This is a genomic window from Curtobacterium sp. AC272 (genome assembly GCF_979258155.1).
The window spans coordinates 1,007,190-1,033,283 of sequence record NZ_OZ409838.1 but is presented as its reverse complement, the minus strand read 5'-3'; the positions used below and the strand labels follow the sequence as shown (position 1 = coordinate 1,033,283).

Annotated in this window: 13 protein-coding genes, 1 tRNA gene, 3 rRNA genes and 3 pseudogenes; 19 read left to right on the top strand and 1 reads right to left on the bottom strand. The window is 67.2% G+C overall.

Annotated elements, in window-relative coordinates:
- Position 1: 1 nt before the first annotated feature.
- The gene (locus ACZZ0J_RS05090) at positions 2-2,533 is read right to left on the bottom strand and encodes a hypothetical protein (protein WP_463435212.1); all 2,532 of its coding nucleotides are present in this window, start codon (positions 2,531-2,533) and stop codon (positions 2-4) included.
- Positions 2,534-2,668: 135 nt separating this feature from the next.
- Between ACZZ0J_RS05090 and otsA the strand changes: the two genes are divergently transcribed.
- The 19 genes and pseudogenes from otsA to ACZZ0J_RS04995 all read left to right on the top strand — a co-directional run bounded on the left by otsA (position 2,669) and on the right by ACZZ0J_RS04995 (position 25,754).
- The gene (gene otsA, locus ACZZ0J_RS05085) at positions 2,669-4,261 is read left to right on the top strand and encodes an alpha,alpha-trehalose-phosphate synthase (UDP-forming) (protein WP_123292265.1); all 1,593 of its coding nucleotides are present in this window, start codon (positions 2,669-2,671) and stop codon (positions 4,259-4,261) included.
- Complete coding sequence (gene otsB / locus ACZZ0J_RS05080; RefSeq protein WP_463435209.1) at positions 4,254-4,991, top strand: trehalose-phosphatase; 738 nt, start codon at positions 4,254-4,256, stop codon at positions 4,989-4,991. Before otsA ends, otsB begins: the two co-directional genes overlap by 8 nt.
- A gap of 136 nt (positions 4,992-5,127) precedes the next feature.
- On the top strand, positions 5,128-6,933 hold the full coding sequence (gene ilvD / locus ACZZ0J_RS05075; protein ID WP_463435207.1) for a dihydroxy-acid dehydratase: 1,806 nt from the start codon (positions 5,128-5,130) through the stop codon (positions 6,931-6,933).
- A pseudogene (locus tag ACZZ0J_RS05070) lies at positions 6,870-8,665 on the top strand (acetolactate synthase large subunit); the annotation flags it as partial. The gene ilvD and the pseudogene ACZZ0J_RS05070, both read left to right, overlap by 64 nt.
- 22 nt (positions 8,666-8,687) lie before the next feature.
- The gene (gene ilvN / locus ACZZ0J_RS05065; protein WP_022907763.1) at positions 8,688-9,188 is read left to right on the top strand and encodes an acetolactate synthase small subunit; all 501 of its coding nucleotides are present in this window, start codon (positions 8,688-8,690) and stop codon (positions 9,186-9,188) included.
- A gap of 51 nt (positions 9,189-9,239) precedes the next feature.
- Positions 9,240-10,265, top strand: a complete 1,026-nt coding sequence (ilvC, locus tag ACZZ0J_RS05060; RefSeq protein ID WP_463435205.1) for a ketol-acid reductoisomerase — start codon at positions 9,240-9,242, stop codon at positions 10,263-10,265.
- Positions 10,266-10,534: 269 nt separating this feature from the next.
- The gene (locus tag ACZZ0J_RS05055) at positions 10,535-11,668 is read left to right on the top strand and encodes a mannitol-1-phosphate 5-dehydrogenase (RefSeq protein WP_463435203.1); all 1,134 of its coding nucleotides are present in this window, start codon (positions 10,535-10,537) and stop codon (positions 11,666-11,668) included.
- A gap of 61 nt (positions 11,669-11,729) precedes the next feature.
- Positions 11,730-12,194 (top strand): hypothetical protein, encoded by a 465-nt coding sequence (locus ACZZ0J_RS05050; protein WP_111085937.1) that lies wholly within the window; start codon positions 11,730-11,732, stop codon positions 12,192-12,194.
- Positions 12,191-12,571: a hypothetical protein gene (locus tag ACZZ0J_RS05045; RefSeq protein ID WP_123672212.1), complete on the top strand. Its 381-nt coding sequence runs from the start codon at positions 12,191-12,193 to the stop codon at positions 12,569-12,571. The genes ACZZ0J_RS05050 and ACZZ0J_RS05045 overlap by 4 nt, the downstream gene beginning before the upstream one ends.
- Before the next feature lie 79 nt (positions 12,572-12,650).
- On the top strand, positions 12,651-14,240 hold the full coding sequence (gene serA, locus ACZZ0J_RS05040) for a phosphoglycerate dehydrogenase (RefSeq protein WP_463435195.1): 1,590 nt from the start codon (positions 12,651-12,653) through the stop codon (positions 14,238-14,240).
- Positions 14,240-15,310: a 3-isopropylmalate dehydrogenase gene (locus ACZZ0J_RS05035; RefSeq protein ID WP_463435193.1), complete on the top strand. Its 1,071-nt coding sequence runs from the start codon at positions 14,240-14,242 to the stop codon at positions 15,308-15,310. Before serA ends, ACZZ0J_RS05035 begins: the two co-directional genes overlap by 1 nt.
- A 15-nt stretch (positions 15,311-15,325) precedes the next feature.
- Positions 15,326-16,435 (top strand): branched-chain amino acid aminotransferase, encoded by a 1,110-nt coding sequence (locus ACZZ0J_RS05030; protein ID WP_463435191.1) that lies wholly within the window; start codon positions 15,326-15,328, stop codon positions 16,433-16,435.
- 30 nt (positions 16,436-16,465) lie between these two features.
- Positions 16,466-17,235: pseudogene (locus tag ACZZ0J_RS05025) on the top strand (fumarylacetoacetate hydrolase family protein).
- 463 nt (positions 17,236-17,698) lie between these two features.
- Positions 17,699-19,219, top strand: a 16S ribosomal RNA gene (locus tag ACZZ0J_RS05020).
- A gap of 429 nt (positions 19,220-19,648) precedes the next feature.
- Positions 19,649-22,778: ribosomal RNA gene (locus ACZZ0J_RS05015) — 23S ribosomal RNA — on the top strand.
- Between the two features lie 147 nt (positions 22,779-22,925).
- A 5S ribosomal RNA gene (gene rrf, locus ACZZ0J_RS05010) occupies positions 22,926-23,041 on the top strand.
- Together the 16S, 23S and 5S rRNA genes form the textbook arrangement of a ribosomal RNA operon.
- A gap of 101 nt (positions 23,042-23,142) precedes the next feature.
- A pseudogene (gltX, locus tag ACZZ0J_RS05005) lies at positions 23,143-24,630 on the top strand (glutamate--tRNA ligase).
- A gap of 45 nt (positions 24,631-24,675) precedes the next feature.
- On the top strand, positions 24,676-25,641 hold the full coding sequence (locus tag ACZZ0J_RS05000) for an FAD-dependent oxidoreductase (RefSeq protein ID WP_463435189.1): 966 nt from the start codon (positions 24,676-24,678) through the stop codon (positions 25,639-25,641).
- 41 nt (positions 25,642-25,682) lie between these two features.
- A tRNA-Gln gene (locus ACZZ0J_RS04995) sits at positions 25,683-25,754 on the top strand.
- Positions 25,755-26,094: the final 340 nt, after the last annotated feature.

Genomic DNA, 26,094 nt, shown 5'->3' with positions numbered 1-26,094 from the left:
GTCAGTAGGCGGAGACGAGCTTCCCGTCCTCGACCTTGAGGTACTGGTTCACGTCGAAGCTGTCCTCACCGTGCTCCGCGTCCCCGGAGTACGAGGTGTAGTCGTACTCGACGACACCGTCCTTCGTGCTCTGCACCACGACCGTGCCCGAACCGGAGGCCTCGACCTCGATCTCCGGCATGGTCGTGACGTCGTAGCGCACCGCACCGTCGGCGTCGTACGGGCCGTACCAGGGGCACCCGCTCAGTGCGCTGAGGTCGGTCTTCTCCGCGCAGCCGTCGATCAGGTCGGACACGTACCGCTCGGCGTCCTGCTGCAGCGCCTTCGTGGCAGTGGGGGTGAAGTCGACGTACCCGGAGGACGTCGCGCCGACCGACACCTGCTCGGTGCCGCCGGTGAAGTACTTCGTCCCGCCGACCTGGACCTCGTAGGTGCCGGGGTAGGCGAGCGAGGTGAACCGGCCGTCGCTGATCTCGCCGATCTCCTTGCCGCCGACCGTGACCGGCGCGCCCTCGAGCACCTCGGACGCGGTCAGGGTGACGGTCTGGGCGAGCGGCTCGGTGACGCGCCACTCGTCCTTCACCAGGAACGCGGTGCCGGTGCGGCGGAGGCTGACCTGGCCGGAGCGGTTCTTGCCGTCCTGGGTGTAGCTGACGGTGGCCACGGCGTTGTCACCGCTCGTCGAGACGCGGCCCACGCGGATGTCCGACGGGCGGTCCTTCGCGCTCTTCAACACCGCGGTGTCGAGCATGGCGGCGTCGGCCGGTACCTCGCTGAGTCGCGCGGCGGTGTCGGCGTCCCCCTTCGCGATGGCCTGGACGTAGGACTTCACGGTCGGGGCCGGACCCCACACGTTGGCCCGGAGCACCCCGGTGGTGACGGCACCCGCGATGACGACGACGACCACGGCGCCACCGGCGATGAGTGAGCGGACCAGGACCTTCTTGGCGCGCGGCGACATCGGAGCGGGTGCGGGAACGCCGCCGCCGACGAAGGGCTGTTCCGGCTGACCGGGGTGGCCGACGCCGGGCGTCGCCGCCCACGCTGCTGCTGCCGGGTCGCCCGCGGGCGCCGCCGACGGGAAGGCCGGGTCGGCCGGCGGGAACGCAGGGTCTGCCGGCGGGAATGCCGGGTCTGCCGGCGGGAACGCCGGGCCGGCCGGCGGGAACGCCGGAGTCGCTGCCGGGAAGGTCGGTGCGGCCGTGGGGCGCGGGTCCGCTCCGACGAGGCGCGAGGTCCGCAGCACCACGCCACCGCCGAGGCGGGGGAGCAGCACGGGCGCGAGGTACCGTGCCACGGCCTCGATCGCGCCGCCCCACAGCGCGAACACGAGCGGCGTCCACGGTGCGATCCCGATCGAACCGGTCCCGCTGACGGCGCTGATGCCCGTCGCCTGGTAGGACACCAGCCCGGTGCCGAGCACGAAGAGCAGGAGTCCGAGGGCGAACCAGACGACCGGTGTCACGACCCAGTCCAGCGTGGTGCGGAACCGGTCGTTGCGGCGGACGGCGAGTGCGAGGCCCGCGACGACCGAGGTCACGACGACGAGCAGGACGACGAGCCAGGTCCAGCCGCCGGCGCCGCCGAAGACCGACGCCGTGCTGCCCGCCGAGCCGAAGCCGGACAGCCCGACGCCGCCGAGGAACCCGAGGGCGGTGAGGCCGACCGCGACGTTGCCGACGAGCACCGGCAGCGCTGCGCCCCACGAGGGCTGTGCGACCAGGGCGACGACGATGACGACGACCGTCACCAGCACGACGAGCACCGTGAGCTGCGACGCCGCGACGCGCAGCGTGCCGAGGACGCGACCGGCGAACACGTTCCGGCCGAGGAGGGCCGACGGGCGTGCGAGCACCGCGGCGAGTGCGCCGATCACGAAGGCGCCGAGGATGCTGCCGAGGCCGACCGCGTGCACGGGGTCGATGGAGGCGCCGGAGACGGCGGGGAACCGGATGGCGAGGATGCCCGCGGCGGCGTTGGTCAGCACCGTGGTCACCAGCCCGGACAGGACGGCGGTCAGCAGGATCGGGGTGCGCCCGAGGCCGCGGGTGCGGATGCGACGGGTGAGCACGACGGCCAGCACGACCTGCGCGGCGAGCACGAGCGCCGGGACGACCGCGAGCGCGCCCGACCCTGATCCGAGGAAGCCGATCGAGCCGGACAGGTGCAGGCGGCCGAGGTCGGCGAGGGCGACGAGCTGGGCGGGGGTGCCGAGCAGGACGCTGACGCCGGACAGCAGCGACTGGACGTCGGGGGTGCTCCCGGCGCCGAGGTCGGTCCCGGTGCCGGTCGACCCCGACCCGACGGAACCGGATCCGGATCCGCCCGCTGCCAGCACGGCGACGGTGAGGAGCAGCGAGATCGCGGCGACCACGTAGGCGGCGACCCAGCCACCGACGGCGGCGAGCACGGCCGCCAGCCAGTCACGGCTGGACACGGACCGCAGCAGGCGACCGAACGCATCCGACGACTGCGGGCCGGGCTGCCCCGGCGGGACGGGCGGGACGGGCGGGTTCGGCGGGTTCTCGCTCATGGCTGGTGGGTCCTCTCCGACCGGGAGGCCGATGCCGCACGCCAGCACCCGTGTCCCCCCGACACGCACCCGCAGCGTAGCGGAACCCGCCGATCCGCCGTGAATCCGCTGTCCGGGCGCTGGTAGGTTCCCACCGTGTCTGCGCCTTCTCGTTCCTCCACCAAGTACGCCTTCGTCGTCGCCTCGAACCGCCTGCCGGTGGACCGGGTCGTCGACCAGGACGGCAACGAGGGATGGCGGCACTCGCCCGGTGGCCTCGTCACCGCCCTCGAGCCCGTGATGCGCGCGAACGACGGGGCCTGGGTCGGCTGGGTCGGCCAGCCCGAGGTCGAGGTCGAGCCGTTCGACAACGAGGGCATCCACATCGTGCCGGTCCCGTTGTCCGACGACGACGTCGAGGAGTACTACGAGGGCTTCAGCAACGACACCCTCTGGCCGCTGTACCACGACGTCATCGAGCACCCGAGCTACCACCGCGACTGGTGGAACGCCTACAAGCGCGTCAACGAGCGCTTCGCGGCCCAGATCGCCGAGATCACCGAGCAGGACGGCATCGTCTGGGTGCAGGACTACCAGCTGCAGCTCGTACCGGCACTGCTCCGGGCCAAGCGTCCCGACCTGACGATCGGCTTCTTCAACCACATCCCGTTCCCGCCGGTCGGCATCTACGCCCAGCTGCCCTGGCGCGCGCAGATCCTGGACGGCCTGCTCGGCGCCGACGTCATCGGCTTCCAGCGCCACGACGATGCGAGCGACTTCCTCCGCGCGGTCCGTCACATCAAGGGCTACACGACGAAGGGGCAGACGATCGACGTCCCCGTCGACGACCCGGACGCGCCGCGCAGCCGCAAGGGGATCACGGTCCGCCACGTCGAGGCCCGGCACTTCCCGATCTCGATCGACGCCGAGGCCTTCGAGGACATCGCGCGCCGTCCCGAGGTGCAGGAGCGTGCCCGCGAGATCCGCGAGAGCCTCGGCAACCCGAAGACGGTGCTGCTCGGGGTCGACCGCCTCGACTACACCAAGGGCATCCGGCACCGCATCAAGGCCTTCGGCGAGCTCGTCGAGGACGGCCGCATCAAGGTCGAGGACGCCGCCCTCATCCAGGTCGCGAGCCCGAGCCGCGAGCGCGTCGACACCTACGCCACGCTCCGCGACGAGATCGAGCTGAGCGTCGGCCGCATCAACGGCGACCTCGGGGTCATCGGCCACCAACCGATCTCGTACCTGCACCACGGCTACCCGCGCGAGGAGATGGTGGCGCTCTACCTGGCCGCCGACATCATGCTCGTCACCGCGCTGCGCGACGGCATGAACCTCGTCGCGAAGGAGTACGTCGCGGCCCGCTTCGACAGCGACGGGGTGCTCATCCTGTCCGAGTTCGCCGGTGCCGCCGACGAACTGAAGCAGGCCGTCATCGTCAACCCGCACGACATCGGCGCGCTGAAGGACAGCATCGAGCGCGCGATCGAGATGCCGCGCCGCGAGCGCTCGACGCGCATGCGTGCGCTCCGCAAGCGCGTGCGTGACAACGACGTGGCGCGCTGGTCGCGCTCGTTCCTCGAGGCGCTCGACCGGCACGCGCCGCGGAACGCCCAGCTCGACCCGTCCGCCACCGACCCGGCGGATCGACACCGTGAGGCGCAGACCGACAACATGTCGATCTTCGACCAGGACGCCCAGTCCGCCAGGGCTGCCGAGGACACCCGGGAGGCACGTGATGACTGAGACCACCACCGACCAGACCGCCATCGACACGGCTCTCGAGACGCTCGCGGCTGCGCCGCGACTCATCGTCGCCCTCGACTTCGACGGCACGCTCGCGCCGTTCGCCGACGAGCCGTCGCAGGTCGGCGCCCTGCCGGGCTCGTGGGCAGCGGTCCTGACCCTGCACCGTGCGAAGGACACCGAGGTCGTGCTCGTCTCCGGTCGTCCGCTCGGCAGCCTCGCGGCCGTGTCGCACGCGCCGCAGGACATGGCGCTGGTCGGGTCGCACGGTGTCGAGTGGCGCGTGGACGGCCACGACGAGGCCGCCCTGACCGACGACGAGGTCGCCCGGGTCGCACGGATCGGTGCGGCGCTCGACGAGGTCGGCGCGCGGTACCCCGGCGTCGTCATCGAGCACAAGCCGGCCGGCCACGGCGTGCACACCCGTCGCGTGAGCGCCGAGGTCGCCGCGCAGGCGAACGCCGACGCGAGCCGTGCGGCGCACGAGGCCGACGCCGACGTGCTCGAGCGCGGTGGCAAGGACATCGTCGAGTTCGCCGTCCGGCACGTCACGAAGGGCGACGCGATCGCCCGGCTGCGCGAGCTCCACGGTGCCGACGCGGTGTTCTTCGCCGGTGACGACGTCACCGACGAGGACGGCTTCCGTGTGCTCGGCGACGCCGACGTCGGCGTGAAGGTGGGCCCGGGGAGACCCGTGCCGGGTACCGCATCGCGGACCCGGCGGCCCTGACGGGTGTCCTGAAGCAGCTCGCCAGGATCCGTGCGACGCGCTGACCAGGGTGATCCGGGCCTCCCGGTCGGACTCCAGAACATGCGAACGCATGTTGTTGTCCAACTGGTATCCCAAAGCGTCCTAGACTCGCTCCATGCCTGATATCGACGTCAAGCCGCGCAGCCGGGTCGTCACCGACGGGATCGAAGCAACCACCTCGCGTGGCATGCTGCGGGCCGTCGGTATGGGAGACGAGGACTGGAGCAAGCCGCAGATCGGCATCGCGTCCTCGTGGAACGAGATCACGCCCTGCAACCTCTCGCTCGACCGCCTCGCACAGGGCGCCAAGGAAGGCGTCCACTCCGGTGGCGGCTACCCGCTGCAGTTCGGCACCATCTCCGTCTCGGACGGCATCTCGATGGGCCACGAGGGCATGCACTTCTCGCTCGTCTCGCGCGAGGTCATCGCCGACAGCGTCGAGACCGTCGTCAACGCCGAGCGCCTCGACGGCACCGTCCTGCTCGCCGGCTGCGACAAGTCCCTGCCGGGCATGCTCATGGCCGCCGCGCGCCTCGACCTGGCGAGCGTGTTCCTGTACGCGGGCTCGGTCATGCCGGGCTACGTGAAGCAGGCCGACGGCACGATGAAGGAAGTCACGATCATCGACTCCTTCGAGGGCGTCGGCGCCTGCAAGGCCGGCACCATGTCCGAGGAAGAGCTGAAGAAGATCGAGTGCGCCATCGTCCCGGGCGAGGGTGCCTGCGGTGGCATGTACACGGCCAACACCATGGCGAGCGTGGCCGAGGCCCTCGGCATGTCGCTGCCGGGCTCCGCCGCCCCGCCGAGCGCCGACCGCCGCCGTGACTACTACGCGCACCGCTCCGGCGAGGCCGTGGTGAACATGCTCGAGCACGGGATCACCGCCCGCCAGATCCTGACGAAGGAAGCCTTCGAGAACGCGATCGCCGTGGCGATGGCCCTCGGCGGCTCCACCAACGTCATCCTGCACCTGCTCGCCATCGCCTACGAGGCCGAGGTCGAGCTGTCGCTGGACGACTTCAACCGCATCGGTTCGAAGGTCCCGCACCTGGCCGACATGAAGCCCTTCGGCAAGTACGTCATGGTCGACGTCGACCGCAACGGCGGCATCCCGGTGATCATGAAGGCGCTGCTCGACGCCGGCCTGCTGCACGGTGACTGCCTCACCGTCACGGGCAAGACCGTCGCCGAGAACCTGGCCGAGATCGACCCGCCGGCGCTCGACGGCGAGGTCTTCCGCACGCTCGACAACCCGATCCACGAGACCGGCGGCCTGACCGTCCTGCAGGGCACCTTCGCCCCCGAGGGCGCCGTGGTGAAGACCGCGGGCTTCGACGCCGAGGTGTTCGAGGGCCCCGCGCGGGTGTTCGACCGCGAGCGCGCCGCGATGGACGCCCTCACCGAGGGGAAGATCCAGAAGGGCGACGTCGTCGTCATCCGCTACGAGGGCCCCAAGGGCGGCCCGGGCATGCGCGAGATGCTCGCCATCACCGCAGCCATCAAGGGCGCGGGCCTCGGCAAGGATGTACTACTCTTGACCGACGGACGATTCTCAGGCGGCACAACCGGCCTGTGCATCGGCCACATCGCACCCGAGGCAGTGGACGCAGGTCCAGTTGCCTTCGTGCGCGATGGCGACCGCATCCGTGTCGACATCGCGGCTCGCTCGCTCGACCTACTGGTCGATCCGACCGAGCTGGAGGCCCGCCGTGACGGCTGGGCCCCGCTGCCCCCGCGCTACACCCGCGGAGTCCTCGCGAAGTACGCCAAGCTCGTGAAGTCCGCCGCCCAGGGCGCGGTCACGGGCCAGCGTTCGACACACGCACCACCGCCACCTCTCCAGGCAAGGACCACCTCATGCCCACGGAAGCAACTCCGCTGTCCGCGGCCGCCGGTGCACGCCGGTCGCCGGAGATCCTGACCGGCTCGGGAGCCGTCCTCCGGACGCTCGAGCACCTCGGGATCACCGACGTCTTCGGCCTGCCGGGCGGTGCCATCATCCCGTTCTACGACGAGCTCATGGCGTCGAAGACGATCCGTCACATCCTCGTCCGCCACGAGCAGGGCGCCGGCCACGCCGCCGAGGGCTACGCCTCGGCGTCCGGCAAGGTCGGCGTCGCCATCGCGACGTCCGGCCCCGGTGCGACGAACCTCGTCACGGCCATCGCCGACGCCTACATGGACTCGGTGCCCTTCATCGCGATCACCGGCCAGGTGTTCTCGACCCTGATGGGGACCGACGCGTTCCAGGAAGCCGACATCGTCGGCATCACGATGCCGATCACGAAGCACTCGTTCCTGGTCACGGACCCGGCCGACGTGCCGGCGACCCTGGCCGCGGCGCACCTCATCGCGACGACCGGTCGGCCCGGCCCCGTGCTGGTCGACATCACGAAGGACGCCCAGCAGAAGTCGGCGCCCTACGTCTGGCCGCCCAAGATCGACCTGCCCGGCTACCGACCGGTCACCAAGGCGCACGGCAAGCAGATCACCGCGGCCGCGCAGCTCCTGTCCGAGGCCGAGCGTCCGGTGCTCTACGTCGGCGGCGGCGTGATCCGCTCCCGCGCGACCGCCGAGCTGCTCCGCTTCGCCGAGGCGACGGGTGCGCCCGTCGCGACGACGCTGATGGCACGCGGTGCCTTCCCGGACTCGCACCCGCAGCACCTCGGCATGCCCGGCATGCACGGCACCGTCCCAGCGGTGCTCGGTCTGCAGGACAGTGACCTGATCATCGCGCTCGGTGCCCGCTTCGACGACCGCGTGACGGGCAAGGCCGACGAGTTCGCGCCGAACGCCAAGGTCGTGCACGTCGACATCGACCCGGCCGAGATCTCGAAGATCCGCTTCGCCGACGTCCCGATCGTGGGCGACGCCCGCGAGGTCCTGGTCGACCTGCTCGACGCGTGGGGCGGCATCGCCGTCGACGACCGCGCCTCGACGGCCGACTGGTGGACGAAGCTCCGCCAGCTCAAGGTCGACTTCCCGCTCGGGTACGCCGAGCCGACCGACGGCCTGCTCGCCCCGCAGGCGATCATCAAGCGCATCGGTGAGCTCTCCGGTCCCGAGGCCGTCTACGCCTCGGTGTCGGGCAGCACCAGATGTGGTCGGCGCAGTTCATCAAGTACGAGCGTCCGAACGCCTGGCTGAACTCCGGCGGCGCGGGCACGATGGGCTACTCCGTCCCCGCGGCGATGGGCGCGAAGGTCGCCCAGCCGGACCGCGTGGTCTGGGCGATCGACGGCGACGGCTGCTTCCAGATGACGAACCAGGAACTCGCGACCTGCGTCATCAACGACATCCCGATCAAGGTCGCGATCATCAACAACTCGTCGCTCGGCATGGTGCGGCAGTGGCAGACGCTGTTCTACGACGGCCGCCACTCGTTCACCGACCTCGAGACCGGCCACGACTCGCGCCGCGTGCCCGACTTCGTGAAGCTGGCGGATGCGTACGGTGCCCTCGGCATCCGCGTCGAGAAGGCCGACGAGGTCGACGCCGCCATCCAGCTCGCACTCGAGACGAACGACCGCCCCGTGGTGATCGACTTCGTCGTGAGCCGTGACTCGATGGTCTGGCCGATGGTCCCGCAGGGAGTCAGCAACTCGTCCATCGAGTACGCCCAGGCCCTCGCACCCACCTGGGACGACGAGGACGCCGACATGACGGGGAAACCGCATGAGCCACGTCCTGTCCCTCCTCGTCGAGGACAAGCCCGGTCTGCTGACCCGCGTCGCCGGCCTGTTCGCCCGTCGCGGGTTCAACATCGAGTCGCTCGCCGTCGGCAACACCGAGGTCGACGGCCTCAGCCGGATCACCGTCGTCGTCGACGTCGAGGACCTCCCGCTCGAGCAGGTGACGAAGCAGCTCAACAAGCTCGTCAACGTCATCAAGATCGTCGAACTGGACTTCTCGCAGTCCGTCCAGCGCGAGCACATGCTCGTGAAGGTCCGTGTCGACAACCAGACACGGTCGGCCGTGCTCGAGGCAGTGAACCTGTTCCGCGCACAGGTCGTCGACGTCGCGAACGACTCGCTCATCGTCGAGGTGACCGGAGACCCCGGCAAGATCCAGGCGATCCTCCGCGTCCTCGAGCCCTACGGCATCAAGGAGCTCGCCCGTGCGGGACTCCTCGGCATGGGCCGCGGACCGAAGAGCATCACCGACCGGGTGCGCTGACCAGCGGTCCGCCACCCCCACAATCCACCAGAACCAAGGAGACACACCCTCGTGACTGACATCGTGTACGACGCCGACGCCGACCTGACGCTCATCCAGGGCAAGAAGGTCGCCGTCATCGGGTACGGCTCGCAGGGCCACGCCCACGCCCTCAACCTCCGTGACTCGGGTGTCGAGGTCAAGATCGGCCTCAAGGAGGGCTCGAAGAGCCGCCAGAAGGCCGAAGAGGCCGGCTTCGAGGTCCTCACCCCGGCCGACGTCACCGCCTGGGCCGACGTCGTCGTCATCCTCGCGCCGGACCAGGTCCAGCGCATCGTCTACGCCGACGACATCCGTCCGAACCTCAAGCCGGGCGCCACGCTCGTCTTCGGCCACGGCTTCAACATCCGCTTCGGCTACATCGAGGCGCCCGAGGGCGTCGACGTGTCGCTCGTCGCCCTGAAGGGCCCGGGTCACACCGTCCGTCGCGAGTACGAGGCCGGCCGTGGCGTCCCCGTGATCGTCGCCGTCGAGGTCGACGCGTCGGGTTCCGCCTGGGACCTCGCCTGGTCGTACTCGAAGGCCATCGGTGGTCTGCGCTCCGGCGGCATCAAGACGACCTTCACCGAGGAGACCGAGACCGACCTGTTCGGCGAGCAGGCCGTCCTGTGCGGTGGTACCTCGCAGCTCATCCAGTACGGCTTCGAGACCCTGGTCGAGGCGGGCTACCAGCCGCAGATCGCGTACTTCGAGGTCCTGCACGAGCTCAAGCTGATCGTCGACCTGATCTGGGAGGGCGGCCTCACCAAGCAGCGCTGGTCGATCTCGGACACCGCCGAGTTCGGTGACTACGTCTCCGGCCCGCGCGTGATCTCGCCCGACGTCAAGGAGAACATGAAGGCGGTGCTCGCGGACATCCAGAACGGTGCCTTCGCGAAGCGCTTCATCGACGACCAGGACGCCGGCGCACCCGAGTTCAAGGCGCTCCGCGCCAAGGGCGAGGGCCACCCGATCGAGGCGACCGGCCGCGAGCTCCGCGCGCTCTTCGCGTGGAAGCAGAACGACGGCGACTACGTGGACGGCTCGGCAGCGCGGTAGTCTTCCGAGGAACACTCGATGACGAGGCGGCGGTGCAGCCCTGCACCGCCGCCTCGCGACGTGACCCGAACGTTATGCAGCAGCTCTTCTCCAGCCCCGACGCCGTGGACCGGCGTCCCGTCGGCGTGCGCCCGGACGATGTGCGACAGCCGTCGTCCGCGGTCCGCACGAGCGGTCAGGGGCGGACCGACCAGCATGGGATGATCATCGGATGGCGGTGACGAAACGAGGCGGTCCACATCGGCGCCGGCAAGATCGGGCGTGGGTTCGTGGGCCAGTTCCTCGTGGCGAGCGGCTACGAGCTCACCTTCGTCGACGTCGACGACCGTGTGGTGTCCGCGTTGAACGAAGCCGGACGCTTCGTGGTGCACGAGGTCGGCGAGATGCCGGTCGAGCACCTCGTCTACGGCTTCCGGGCGCTCAGCAGCAAGACCGACCGCGACCGCGTGATCCAGGCGATCGCCGAGGCGGACGTCGTGACGACCGCCGTCGGTGCCCGGACGCTCCCGCTCGTCGCACCGCTCATCGCCGAGGGACTCGCGGCACGTCCGCTCGAGCGCGGCGACGTCACGATCGTGGCGTGTGAGAACGCGTTCAACGCCACCGACTCCCTGCACGCGAGCATCCGGCGGGCGCCGGTGCTCGAGGACCGCGACATCGCCGCGGTCTTCGCGAACTGCGCCATCGACCGGATCGTCCCCGACCAGTCCGGCGTGCTCGGGCAGTCCGGCGGCCTCGACGTCGTGCTCGAGCCCTTCTACGAGTGGGTCATCGAGCGCACGCCGTTCCTCGGCTCCGACGCCGAACCCCCGACGATCGAGGGCGTCACCTGGGTCGACGACCTGCAGCCCTTCGTCGAGCGCAAGCTCTACACGGTGAACACCGCGCACGCGACGGCCGCCTACCACGGCTACGTCCGGGGCATCCGGCTCATCCGTGAAGCCCTCGAGGACGACGCCGTCCGTGCCGAGGTCGACGGCGTGCTCGCCGAGACCACCGCGCTCCTTGTTGCGAAGCACGGCTTCGACCCGGAGGACCACGCGCGGTACGTCGCGGCGAACCTGTCGCGCATCGCGAACCCGCACCTGCCCGACACCACCGTGCGCGTCGGACGCAACCCGCTCCGCAAGCTCGGCCGACGCGAGCGCTTCGTCGGTCCCGCCGCGCAGCTCGCCGAACGCGGGTTGCCGGTCGAGCACCTGCTCGGGGCTGTCCGCGTCGCGCTCGCGTTCGACGACGAGAACGACCCGGAGTCGATCGAGCTGCACGCGCTGCTCCGCTCCGGCGCGACGGCGCACGCGCTCACCGAGATCCTCACCGGCCTGATGGAGAGCCACCCGCTCTTCCCCGCCGTGCGCGACGTCGTCGCCGAGGTGCTCGCGACGCAGCCCGCCGACGCCTGAGCGCACCTCCCACCGGGAACCCGTGGTCTCCCCGTGCGCCGGTCCCTCGTAGGATCGAGGCATGAACACGGCAGCATCCCCACCCGACGGGTCGGTCGACCCGGACGTGACGAACGCCGTCGACCACGACGACGAGGCGCTCAGCTGGGGTGACGCCGACGACGCCACCCACGTCGACGCCGCGCACAACCCGGTCGCCGTCAAGGACCGTGGCGACCGCGACCCCGAGGCACCGGAGACCTCCGGCGCCCTCGTCGGGTTCGGCGTGTTCGGTGGGCTCTACCTGCTCTACACGGTCGCCTGGCTGCTGACGGCGTCGACCTCGTACGTCTCGGGTGTCGACACCGTCCTGACGGTCTTCGTCGAGGTGCTCCGGTTCCTCGCCATCCTGGCGCCGGCGCTGTGGTTCACGGTGGTGCTGTGGGCCGCCCGCGGCAGCCGGACCCGGACACGACTGCTCTGGATGCTGCTCGGTGCCGTGGTGCTGTTCCCGTGGCCGTTCCTGCTGACGCGGAGCTTCGGGTGACCGCCGCGACGCCGGTCGGCCGCCGGTCGCGCGGTCCGGTCGTCGGCCGCATCGCGGTCTGGCTCGTGTTCGCCGTGCTGTTCGCCTACATGACGGTGCAGGCGGTGGGGAACCTCACGCAGATCTCGCAGCGGGTGGACGAGTTCAACGCGTTCCTCGCGACCACCTCCGGTGGCGAGTCGCTGCAGGCCAGCACGCCCTGGCTGTGGCTGGTCCTGGACATCCTGATCGCCCCGGTCGCCTTCGTGGTCGCCCTGGTGATCACGCGTCGTGCGCGGCTCGCGGTCACCCTCGCCGTGTTCGTCCTCGCCTTCGCGGCGGCGGGCGCCCTCTGGCTCGACCTGCAGCTGTTCGTGCCGAGCCTGCTGCAGTTCTAGGCGCCGCGCGGTCGTAACGGGCCGCGCACGTCGATAGCATGGTGGGATACCAACCGTCTCTCGTGAGGAAACAGCAGCTGTGTCGAAGCCGGTCGTCCTGATCGCCGAAGAACTCTCGCCCGCCACGGTCGACGCCCTCGGGCCCGACTTCGAGATCCGGAACGTGGACGGCACCGACCGCCCCGCGCTCCTGTCGGCCCTCGCCGACGCGGATGCCGTGCTGGTGCGTTCCGCCACCAAGGTCGATGCCGAGGCGATCGCCGCGGCCCCGAACCTCAAGGTCGTCGCCCGTGCCGGTGTCGGCCTGGACAACGTCGACATCAAGGCGGCGACCACCGCCGGTGTCATGGTGGTGAACGCGCCGACGTCGAACATCATCTCCGCCGCCGAGCTCACCGTCGGGCACATCCTGTCGCTCGCCCGCCACATCCCGGCCGCGCACGCGTCGCTGGCCGCCGGTGCGTGGAAGCGTTCGTCATACACCGGTGTCGAGCTCTACGAGAAGACCGTCGGGATCATCGGTCTCGGCCGCATCGGCGCGCTCATCACGCAGCGCCTGCAGGCATTCGGCGTCCAGGTGATCGCGTACGACCCCTACGTCACGACGGCCCGCGCCCAGCAGCTCGGGGTCGAGCTCGTCTCGCTCGACGACCTGCTGCGGCGTGCCGACTTCGTCACGATCCACATGCCGCGCACGCCCGAGACCCTCGGCATGATCTCGGACGACCAGTTCGCGCTCATGAAGCCGACGGCGTTCGTCGTGAACGTCGCCCGCGGCGGCCTGATCGACGAGGACGCCCTGCACCGTGCACTGACCGCGAACACCATCGCGGGTGCCGGTCTCGACGTCTTCGTGTCGGAGCCCCCGAAGGACTCCCCGCTCGTCTCACTGCCCAACGTCGTCGTCACGCCGCACCTGGGCGCCTCGACGGACGAAGCGCAGGAGAAGGCCGGCGTCTCGGTCGCCAAGTCGGTGCGTCTCGCCCTCGGCGGCGAGCTCGTGCCGGACGCGGTCAACGTCGCCGGCGGCGTCATCGACCCGTACGTCCGCCCCGGCATCCCGCTCGTCGAGAAGCTCGGCCAGGTCTTCACGGCCCTCGCGACGTCGCCCGTCACGAGCATCGACGTCGAGGTCCACGGCGAGCTCGCCGGGTACGACGTCAGCGTGCTCAAGCTCGCGGCGCTCAAGGGCGTCTTCACCGACGTCGTCAGCGACCAGGTCTCCTACGTCAACGCCCCGCTCATCGCGGAGCAGCGCGGTGTCACCGTGCGGCTCATCACCGAGACCGACAGCCCCGAGTACCGCAACGTCCTCACGATCCGCGGCGCCCAGTCCGACGGCCCCGCGATCAGCGTCTCCGGCACGCTCACCGGCCCCAAGCAGGTCGAGAAGCTCGTCGAGATCAACGGCCACGACGTCGAGGTCCCGCTCGACCGGCACCACGTCGTCATGGAGTACGTCGACCGCCCGGGCATCGTCGCGGTCTACGGCAAGGAGTTCGGTGAGGCCGGCATCAACATCGCGGCGATGCAGATCTCGCGCGAAGCCGCCGGCGGCCAGGCGCTCAGCGTCCTCACCGTCGACTCGCCGGTGCCCGCCGAGATCCTCGAGCACGTCGGCCGGGCGATCGACGCCTCCTCGCTCCGCGAGATCGACATCACGCTCTGATGGCCGTCCGGACGCTCCAGCTCGCGGTGATCCGCGGGGACGGCATCGGACCAGAGGTCGTCGACGAGGCCCTCAAGGTCCTGCACGCCGTGACCCCGGACGACCTCGTCATCGAGGAGACCCCGTTCGCCCTCGGTGCGACGCGCTACCTCGAGACCGGCGACATCCTCACTGAGGACGACATGTCCGCCATCGCGTCGCACGACGCGATCCTGCTCGGCGCCGTCGGCGGGGACCCCCGCGACCCCCGGCTCGCCGGCGGGATCATCGAGCGTGGGCTCCTGCTGAAGCTGCGCTTCGCGTTCGACCACTACGTCAACCTGCGTCCGACCAAGGTCCACGACGCCGTCGCGACGCCGCTCGCCGACCCGGGTGCGGTGGACTTCGTCGTCGTGCGCGAGGGCACCGAGGGGCCGTACGTCGGCAACGGCGGCGCCATCCGCACGGGTACGGCGCAGGAGATCGCGACCGAGGTCTCGCTGAACACCGCGTTCGGTGTCGAGCGGGTCGTCCGCTACGCCTTCGACCTGGCGAACCGTCGGGTACGGAAGCACCTCACGCTCGTGCACAAGAGCAACGTCCTGGTGCACGCCGGGGCCCTGTGGCAGCGCACGGTCGCGGCCGTCGGAGCGGAGTTCCCGGACGTCACGGTGGACTACCAGCACGTCGATGCGGTCACCATCCACATGGTGCGGGAACCTGCTAGGTTCGACGTCATCGTCACCGACAACCTCTTCGGCGACATCATCACCGACCTGGCCGGCGCGATCAGCGGCGGCATCGGTCTGGCGGCCTCGGGCAACATCAACCCGGACGGCACCTTCCCCAGCATGTTCGAGCCGGTCCACGGCTCCGCGCCGGACATCGCGGGTCAGCAGAAGGCCGATCCCACGGCCGCCATCCTCTCCGTCGCCCTGCTGCTCGACCACATCGGTCGCAGCGACCTCGCGACGGCGGTGACGCGGGCCGTCGAGGCGGACCTGGCAGACCGGGGCACCACGCAGCGTCGCACGGCCGAGATCGGCGACGCCATCGCCGCCGCGGCCACGGCTCGCACCACCACCGCCTGAGAAGGAGCCCTCCCCATGAGCACCGACACCGCCTTCGGACTCGAGTTCGCCACCACCCCGTCGGCGGACCGTCGCGCCGCCGCCGAGCGCGAGGAGATCCTCGCCGACCCGGGTTTCGGCAAGCACTTCACGGACCACATGGCCACCGTCGAGTGGACGCTCGACGACGGGTGGCACGGTGCCTCGGTCCACCCGTACGGGCCGCTCTCGCTCGACCCGAGCGCCAGCGTGCTGCACTACGCGCAGGAGATCTTCGAGGGCCTCAAGGCGTACCGGCACGCGGACGGGTCGGTGTGGTCCTTCCGCCCGGACGCCAACGCACGTCGGTTCCAGCGGTCGGCCCGTCGGCTGGCGCTGCCGGAGCTGCCGGTCGAAGCCTTCGTCGAGTCGATCCGGCAGCTCGTGCAGACCGACGTCGACTGGGTGCCGTCCGCGCCCGAGACGAGCCTGTACCTCCGGCCGTTCATGATCGCGACCGAGTCGTTCCTGGGGGTGCGTGCGGCGCAGGCGGTGGCGTACCACTGCATCGCGAGCCCGGCCGGAGCGTACTTCACCTCGGGCCCGAAGCCGGTCTCGATCTGGCTGTCGACCCAGTACGCCCGCGCCGGCAAGGGCGGGACCGGTGCCGCCAAGACCGGTGGCAACTACGCGTCGTCGCTGCTGCCCCAGCAGGAGGCCTACGAGCACGGGTGCCAGCAGGTCATGTTCCTCGACTCGGTCGAGGGCAAGTACCTCGAAGAACTCGGTGGCATGAACGTCGTGCTCGTGAAGTCCGACGGTACCCTCGTCACGCCGGACTCCGAGTCCATCCTCGAGGGCATCACGCGCGACTCGATCCTGCAGTTGGCAGAGGACCGCGGGCTCACGGTCGAGAAGCGCCGGGTGACCCTCGACGAGTGGCGTGACGGTGTGGCCGACGGCTCCATCACCGAGGCGTTCGCCTGCGGGACGGCAGCCGTCGTGACCCCGATCGCGGAGCTCCGCGGCGAGGGCTTCACGATCGGTTCGCCGACCGAGGGCGCCGGGGAACTCACGATGTCCCTGCGCGACGAGCTCACCGACATCCAGTACGGACGTCGTCCTGACCCGCACGGGTGGATGACGAAGCTGACCGACGCGTCCTGATCGACGTCCGAGCGTGGGTAGGGTCGAACGGTGAAGATCGCACGGTTCAGCAGCAAGGGTGAAGACCCCCGGTACGGCATCCTCGACGAGCGGCACCTGGTGGTGCTCGCCGGAGACCCGATGTACCAGGGGTTCGAGACCACGGGGAGCGTGTCGCACTCGCCGACGCCAAGCTCCTCGCCCCCGTCATCCCGCGGTCGAAGGTCATCGGGGTGGGGCTCAACTACCTCGAGCACGCCTCGGAGATGGACGAGCGCGCCGGCGACGACCCGGTGGTGTTCCTCAAGCCGAACACCTCGGTGATCGGACCCGACGAACCCATCCGTCTGCCGGCGGACATCGGCCGCGTCGACCACGAGGGCGAACTCGCCATCGTGATCGGATCGCTCGCCAAGAACGTCCGGCGCGAGGACTTCGCGAGCGTCGTGCTCGGGTACACGATCGCCAACGACGTGACCGCCCGCGACCTGCAGGCCCGCGACGGCCAGTGGACCCGTTCGAAGGGGTTCGACACCTTCTGCCCGCTCGGTCCGGTGATCGAGACCGAGATCGACCCGTCGGACATCCGCATCGAGACCCGCGTGGACGGCGACCTGCGCCAGGCGGGCTCGACGAACGAGATGGTCCACGACATCCCCTCGCTGGTCGAGTTCGTGTCGTCGATCTGGACCCTGCTGCCCGGTGACGTCATCCTGACCGGTACCCCCGCCGGGGTCGGCCAGATCCGCGACGGCGAGGTCGTCGAGGTGACGATCTCGGGCATCGGCACGCTCAAGAACCCGGTGATCGCGCGCCACTGACCTGGCTCGTCACCACGACGGCCCGTTCCCCCTCGGGGGAGCGGGCCGTTCCGCGTTCGGGGCTGTTCCGGGCGACACGCCCGGGATGCGGCCTGGCTTGGCGCAGCCGTTCGTCCCTGCGTAAAGTAATCACTCGTTGCCACGGCGGCGGAGAACGGAACGGCTGAGACGGTCACTGGGTTTACCCGGGGATCTTGTCCGCCACGGTTCTTCCCCGGGCAGCGGATTCACCAGCCTCTCTGGCGGAGCATCTTCGGGTGTCGAGCGGGGAGTGCGTCTGGTCCTTGAGAACTCAACAGCGTGCACATTGTCAATGCCAATTTATTGATTGACCTCGTGCCTGGCCTTCCTTCGGGTTGGTTGGGTTTGAGACAATTCCTTTTGGATTGAAGATTGTCAGTAGACAGTCAACAGTCAGAATCAACTCGGTCTGACGCCCTTTGGGGTGTTGGGTCTGTATTTTTTTACGGAGAGTTTGATCCTGGCTCAGGACGAACGCTGGCGGCGTGCTTAACACATGCAAGTCGAACGATGATGCCCAGCTTGCTGGGTGGATTAGTGGCGAACGGGTGAGTAACACGTGAGTAACCTGCCCCTGACTCTGGGATAAGCGTTGGAAACGACGTCTAATACTGGATATGATCACTGGCCGCATGGTCTGGTGGTGGAAAGATTTTTTGGTTGGGGATGGACTCGCGGCCTATCAGCTTGTTGGTGAGGTAATGGCTCACCAAGGCGACGACGGGTAGCCGGCCTGAGAGGGTGACCGGCCACACTGGGACTGAGACACGGCCCAGACTCCTACGGGAGGCAGCAGTGGGGAATATTGCACAATGGGCGAAAGCCTGATGCAGCAACGCCGCGTGAGGGATGACGGCCTTCGGGTTGTAAACCTCTTTTAGTAGGGAAGAAGCGAAAGTGACGGTACCTGCAGAAAAAGCACCGGCTAACTACGTGCCAGCAGCCGCGGTAATACGTAGGGTGCAAGCGTTGTCCGGAATTATTGGGCGTAAAGAGCTCGTAGGCGGTTTGTCGCGTCTGCTGTGAAATCCCGAGGCTCAACCTCGGGCTTGCAGTGGGTACGGGCAGACTAGAGTGCGGTAGGGGAGATTGGAATTCCTGGTGTAGCGGTGGAATGCGCAGATATCAGGAGGAACACCGATGGCGAAGGCAGATCTCTGGGCCGTAACTGACGCTGAGGAGCGAAAGCATGGGGAGCGAACAGGATTAGATACCCTGGTAGTCCATGCCGTAAACGTTGGGCGCTAGATGTAGGGACCTTTCCACGGTTTCTGTGTCGTAGCTAACGCATTAAGCGCCCCGCCTGGGGAGTACGGCCGCAAGGCTAAAACTCAAAGGAATTGACGGGGGCCCGCACAAGCGGCGGAGCATGCGGATTAATTCGATGCAACGCGAAGAACCTTACCAAGGCTTGACATACACCGGAAACGGCCAGAGATGGTCGCCCCCTTGTGGTCGGTGTACAGGTGGTGCATGGTTGTCGTCAGCTCGTGTCGTGAGATGTTGGGTTAAGTCCCGCAACGAGCGCAACCCTCGTTCTATGTTGCCAGCGGGTTATGCCGGGGACTCATAGGAGACTGCCGGGGTCAACTCGGAGGAAGGTGGGGATGACGTCAAATCATCATGCCCCTTATGTCTTGGGCTTCACGCATGCTACAATGGCCGGTACAAAGGGCTGCGATACCGTAAGGTGGAGCGAATCCCAAAAGCCGGTCTCAGTTCGGATTGAGGTCTGCAACTCGACCTCATGAAGTCGGAGTCGCTAGTAATCGCAGATCAGCAACGCTGCGGTGAATACGTTCCCGGGCCTTGTACACACCGCCCGTCAAGTCATGAAAGTCGGTAACACCCGAAGCCGGTGGCCTAACCCTTGTGGAAGGAGCCGTCGAAGGTGGGATCGGTGATTAGGACTAAGTCGTAACAAGGTAGCCGTACCGGAAGGTGCGGCTGGATCACCTCCTTTCTAAGGAGCATCTGGCCTCGTGTGCCCTTCGGGGTGGGCGTGGTCCAGGCGCCGAGTAACCCGAACGTGGTTGCCGGTAGCTCATGGGTGGAACATTGACAGTGCAGTTGGGAGTGATGCTTCCGACCTCAGTACGCTCTGCTTGCAGGGTTGGGACGGGTCGGGGGTGGAGCGCTCAGCTGGTGCACGTTGTTGGGTCCTGAGGGACCAGGCTTCCTGATCTGCCGTGAGGTGGGTTGGGGGTTGGGCCTACGGGTCCTTCGCCGGGCCGCATGAAGCACTGTCACTGGACGGTGGGGAGTGTGGTGCCGATCGTATGTTGAGAACTACACAGTGGACGCGAGCATCTTTGATTCGCGTCATCCAATCGACCGGGCACTTTTGGTGTTCGTGTTGTGGGTGATGACGGATCGCAATTTTAATCTTTGTGGTCAAGTTTCTAAGAGCAAACGGTGGATGCCTTGGCATCTGGAGCCGAAGAAGGACGTAGAAATCTGCGATAAGCCTCGGGGAGCTGATAATCGAGCCCTGATCCGAGGATTTCCGAATGGGGAAACCCCGCTGGGCGCTTTTGTGACCTGGTGACTCCCGCCTGAATATATAGGGCGGGTAGAGGGAACGTGGGGAAGTGAAACATCTCAGTACCCACAGGAAGAGAAAACAACATGTGATTCCGTGAGTAGTGGCGAGCGAAAGCGGATGAGGCTAAACCGATCATGTGTGATAGCCGGCGGGCGTTGCATGGTCGGGGTTGTGGGACACGTCACTCAGTTCTGCCGGACTGGGGCGGTTACAGCGCATCATAGTCGAACCGGTTTGAAAGCCGGGCCGTAGTGGGTGCCAGCCCCGTAGACGAAATGGTGTTATGGCCGGATGTGTATCCCAAGTAGCACGGGGCCCGAGAAATCCCGTGTGAATCTGTCAGGACCACCTGATAAGCCTAAATACTCCCAGATGACCGATAGCGGACAAGTACCGTGAGGGAAAGGTGAAAAGTACCCCGGGAGGGGAGTGAAATAGTACCTGAAACCGTTTGCTTACAAACCGTCGGAGCCTCCTTAGTAGGGGTGACGGCGTGCCTTTTGAAGAATGAGCCTGCGAGTTAGTGATATGTGGCGAGGTTAACCCGTGTGGGGCAGCCGTAGCGAAAGCGAGTCTGAATAGGGCGTTTGAGTCGCATGTTCTAGACCCGAAGCGAAGTGATCTATCCATGGCCAGGTTGAAGCGACGGTAAGACGTCGTGGAGGACCGAACCCACTTCAGTTGAAAATGGAGGGGATGAGCTGTGGATAGGGGTGAAAGGCCAATCAAACTTCGTGATAGCTGGTTCTCTCCGAAATGCATTTAGGTGCAGCGTTGCGTGTTTCTCGCCGGAGGTAGAGCTACTGGATGGCCGATGGGCCTCAACAGGTTACTGACGTCAGCCAAACTCCGAATGCCGGTGAGTGAGAGCGCAGCAGTGAGACGGTGGGGGATAAGCTTCATCGTCGAGAGGGAAACAACCCAGACTACCAACTAAGGTCCCTAAGCGTGTGCTAAGTGGGAAAGGATGTGGAGTTGCATAGACAACCAGGAGGTTGGCTTAGAAGCAGCCACCCTTGAAAGAGTGCGTAATAGCTCACTGGTCAAGTGATTCCGCGCCGACAATGTAACGGGGCTCAAGCACACCACCGAAGTTGTAGATTTCGCACACTAGACAAGCCTTCGTGGTTCAGTCGTGCGGAGTGGTAGGAGAGCGTCGTGTGGCGAGTGAAGCGGCGGAGTGATCCAGCCGTGGACGCTACACGAGTGAGAATGCAGGCATGAGTAGCGAAAGACGGGTGAGAAACCCGTCCTCCGAAAAGACCAAGGGTTCCAGGGCCAGGTTAATCCGCCCTGGGTAAGTCGGGACCTAAGGCGAGGCCGACAGGCGTAGTCGATGGACAACGGGTTGATATTCCCGTACCGGCGAACAACCGCCCAAGCTAATCCAGTGGTGCTAAGAGTCCTAACCCGGATCAACCGGATCCCTTCGGGGTGATGGTGGCCGGTCTAACGCTCGACCCCATGCTGGTGCGGTTAGCGTATGAACAGGTGTGACGCAGGAAGGTAGCTGAGCCAGGCGATGGTATCCGTAAGGTGAACCTGGTGTAAGGATGTAGGGCTGACGATAGGCAAATCCGTCGTCTGTACGCCTGAGATCCGACGCGTACCCGTAAGGGGAAATCAGTGATCCTATGCTGCCGAGAAAAGCATCGACGCGAGGTTGCAGCCGCCCGTACCCGAAACCGACTCAGGTGGTCAGGTAGAGAATACCAAGGAGATCGAGAGAATCGTGGTTAAGGAACTCGGCAAAATGCCCCCGTAACTTCGGGAGAAGGGGGCCGGACACGTGACCGGACTTTGCTCCGTGAGCGTTGAAGGCCGCAGAGACCAGTGGGAAGCGACTGTTTACTAAAAACACAGGTCCGTGCGAAGTCGCAAGACGATGTATACGGACTGACGCCTGCCCGGTGCTGGAAGGTTAAGAGGAAGGGTTAGCCTTTGGGCGAAGCTCTGAATTTAAGCCCCAGTAAACGGCGGTGGTAACTATAACCATCCTAAGGTAGCGAAATTCCTTGTCGGGTAAGTTCCGACCTGCACGAATGGCGTAACGACTTCCCAGCTGTCTCAACCGCGAACTCGGCGAAATTGCACTACGAGTAAAGATGCTCGTTACGCGCAGCAGGACGGAAAGACCCCGTGACCTTTACTACAGTTTGGTATTGGTGTTCGGTGTGGCTTGTGTAGGATAGGTGGGAGACTGTGAAGCGGGCACGCTAGTGTTCGTGGAGTCATTGTTGAAATACCACTCTGGTCACTCTGGATGTCTAACGTAGGACCCTGATCGGGTTCATGGACAGTGCCTGATGGGTAGTTTAACTGGGGCGGTTGCCTCCCAAAGAGTAACGGAGGCGCCCAAAGGTTCCCTCAACCTGGTTGGCAATCAGGTGGCGAGTGTAAGTGCACAAGGGAGCTTGACTGTGAGACTGACAGGTCGAGCAGGGACGAAAGTCGGGACTAGTGATCCGGCAGTGGCTTGTGGAAGCGCTGTCGCTCAACGGATAAAAGGTACCTCGGGGATAACAGGCTGATCTTGCCCAAGAGTCCATATCGACGGCATGGTTTGGCACCTCGATGTCGGCTCGTCGCATCCTGGGGCTGGAGTAGGTCCCAAGGGTTGGGCTGTTCGCCCATTAAAGCGGTACGCGAGCTGGGTTTAGAACGTCGTGAGACAGTTCGGTCCCTATCCGCTGCGCGCGTTGGAAATTTGAGAAGATCTATCCCTAGTACGAGAGGACCGGGATGGACGAACCTCTGGTGTGTCAGTTGTTCTGCCAAGGGCACCGCTGATTAGCTACGTTCGGACCGGATAACCGCTGAAAGCATCTAAGCGGGAAGCCGTCTTCGAGATGAGATTTCCATGCACCTTGAGTGTGAGAGGCTCCCAGCAGACTACTGGGTTGATAGGCCGGATGTGGAAGCGGGGACTAACGACCCGTGGAGCTGACCGGTACTAATAAGCCGAAGACTTGATAACACACTGATTTCCGTGCACGTGTTGCACGGGCTCGCGTCCACTTTGTGGTTCCCGACAGACGATCGGGAATCAAACTGAATACACCGCTCTGCCCATTCGTGGGCAGCAGTCGGAGCATGTTTGAGACCAGATCATGGTCGAAAGTGTTCCGGTGGTCATAGCGAGAGGAAACGCCCGGTCACATTCCGAACCCGGAAGCTAAGCCTCTCAGCGCCGATGGTACTGCAAGGGGGACCTTGTGGGAGAGTAGGACGCCGCCGGACTTAACGTAGGCAACACCAGGGAACCCCTGACCAGCACTGGTCAGGGGTTTTCTGCGTTCACGGGTCTGCCGAGCAGGGCGTGACGGTAGCATTGGCGGGTCATGACTGCGCCATTCACCACTGCTTCCGGGTCCGAGATCCGCGTCCGTTTCTGCCCGAGCCCGACGGGGACCCCGCACGTGGGGCTCATCCGCACGGCGCTCTTCAACTGGGCGTACGCACGCCACACCGGCGGCAAGCTCGTGTTCCGCATCGAGGACACCGACGCCGCGCGGGACAGCGAAGAGTCCTACGCGCAGATCCTCGACGGCCTGCGCTGGCTCCGGCTGGACTGGGACGAGGGCGTCGACGCTGGCGGCGAGCACGGACCGTACCGGCAGTCGGAGCGGACCGCGATCTACGACGACGTCATCGCGAAGCTCAAGGCGTCCGGGCACGTCTACGAGTCCTTCGTCACCCCCGAGGAGATGGAGGCGCGCAACAAGGCTGCCGGCCGCGATCCGAAGCAGGGCTACGACAACCACGAGCGGGACCTGTCCGACGACGAGCGCCAGGCGTTCCGCGACCAGGGCCGCGAGCCGGCGCTGCGACTCCGGGTCCCGGACCGTGACCTGAGCTTCGACGACCTCGTCCGTGGCGAGATCACCTTCAAGCAGGGACGTTCCCGGACTTCGTGGTCGTCCGGCCGAACGGCAAGCCGCTGTACACGTTCACGAACCCGGTGGACGACGCCCTGATGGGCATCACGCACGTCCTCCGCGGCGAGGACCTGCTGTCGTCGACCCCGCGGCAGATCGCCCTGTACGAGGCGCTGTACGAGATCGGGCTCGCACCGGCGATCCCGGTGTTCGGTCACCTGCCGTACGTCATGGGCGAGGGCAACAAGAAGCTCTCGAAGCGCGACCCCGAGGCGAACCTGTTCCACCACCGCGACGCCGGCATGATCCCCGAGGGGCTCGTCAACTACCTGGCGCTGCTCGGCTGGTCGATCGGTGCCGACCGCGACGTCTTCTCGATCGACGAGATGGTGGCGGCGTTCGACGTCACCGACGTCAACCCCAACCCGGCGCGCTTCGACCACAAGAAGGCCGAGGCGATCAACGGTGACCACATCCGACTGCTCGACGCGTCGGACTTCCGCTCCCGGCTGCTGCCGTACCTCACCGACCTCGTGGCCGACCCGCCGACCGCGGAGCAGACCGAGGTCCTGACCGAAGGCTGCGCCGCTCGTCCAGGAGCGCATGCAGCTGCTCGGTGAGGCCCCGGCGATGCTCGGGTTCCTGTTCACCGCCGACGCCGACCTGGTGGTCGAGGACGACGCACTGGCATCGCTCAAGGGCGACACCGGCGCCGTGCTCACGGCCGGCATCTCGGCGCTCGAGCAGCTCGAGGACTGGCGCACCGAGGCGATCGAGGGTGCCCTCCGCACGGCGCTCATCGACGACCTCGGGTTGAAGCCCCGGGTCGCGTTCGGTCCGCTGCGCGTGGGGGTCTCCGGGCGCCGGATCAGCCCGCCGCTCTTCGAGTCGATGGAGATCCTCGGCAAGGAGTCCACCCTGACGCGGCTCCGCGCCCTCGCGGCCCGCTGAACGGCGAACGATGAGCACCGCGGGAAGCGCTGCAGGACCACGGGCGTGCCGAGTACCCCGGTCGTCCACGACGTCGCGGTCATCGGCGCCGGACCGGCCGGCCTGAGCGCTGCGCTCAACCTGGTGCGGGCGAAGCGCACGGTGCTCCTCGTCGACGCCAACCGGCCACGCAACGCCGCGACCCTGCGGTCGCACGGCTTCCTGACGCGTGACGGGATCTCCCCCTCGAGCTCCGGAAGCTCGGTCGCGCCGAGGTCGAGGAGTACCCCGAGGCGACGATCGTGCAGGCAGTGGTCGACCTGGTGGCCCTCGACGCCGACGGCTGGCGGCTGCCGACGGACCTGGCGTGGTGCCGAGGTGGACGCGCGGGCGCGGACCGTCGTCGTCGCCACGGGGCTGCGCGAGGAGTTCCCGGCACTGCCGATGCTCCGTGCGTTCTACCGGCACCGCGGTGCACAGCTGCGTCGAGTGCGATGCGTACGAGAAGGCGGGGAGCCCCTCGCGTTCATCTGCGAGACCGACGACGTCGTGGACCGGGCACTGCTCATCGCGGCCTGGGCCGACGACCTCATCGTGTACACGAACGGTGTCGCCCCGCTCGACGACGCGGGGCGAGCCCGGCTGGCACGTGCCAGCGTCGTGGTCGACGAACGGGTGATCGAGGACCTCGAGGGCGACCGGACCGGCATGACCGGGGTCCGGTTGGTCGACGGCCACGTGGAGCCGCGGACGGGCGGGTTCGTCCGACCGACGTGGCACGCCGACCTCGACTGGCTGCGCACCGACACGCCCGGCGCGCCGACGGCCCCGGAGCGCGATGCCCACGGACTCCTCGTCGTCGACCGGGTCGGCCGGACCACGGTTCCCGGGCTGTACGCCGTGGGGGACGTGACCCTCCCGGGCCGGAGCAGCTCATCGTCGCCGCCGGGCACGGTGCCACGACGGCAGCGGCGGTGCACCGAGACCTCGTGGGTGGTCTCGTGGACCTCCGGGATGCTGTACAGTAGTTGATCGTGCCCCGGACAACGGGGACAGAAGGCCAGCAGGCCTTTTGGGGTATGGTGTAATTGGCAACACAGCGGTTTCTGGTACCGTCGTTCTTGGTTCGAGTCCAGGTACCCCAGCACTCGAAGAACAGCCCCGGGATCCCCGGGGGCTGCTCTCGTTCGGACTCGTGCGCCTCCATCGCGTCCATCGGAGATCCACAGGCTCCGGACTGCGCATCCCGAGGTTGCGCGGAACCGCACGATGCTCCGCGCCCACCCGGGCCGCCCCCGGCCCTGGACCGTCCCCGTCCGGGGGCCGGGCACGCTGGCGGAGGTGCGCCGGGCCTCCCGGTCGGGTTGCGTGACCCCGCACCCCGCGCGACACGGCTCGTGGGCGGTACCGCGTCCGGACGTACCGTCGCAGGACCGGCGCGGGACCCGCGGCGGCCCGCCGACGAGCATCCGAGGTGTCATCGTG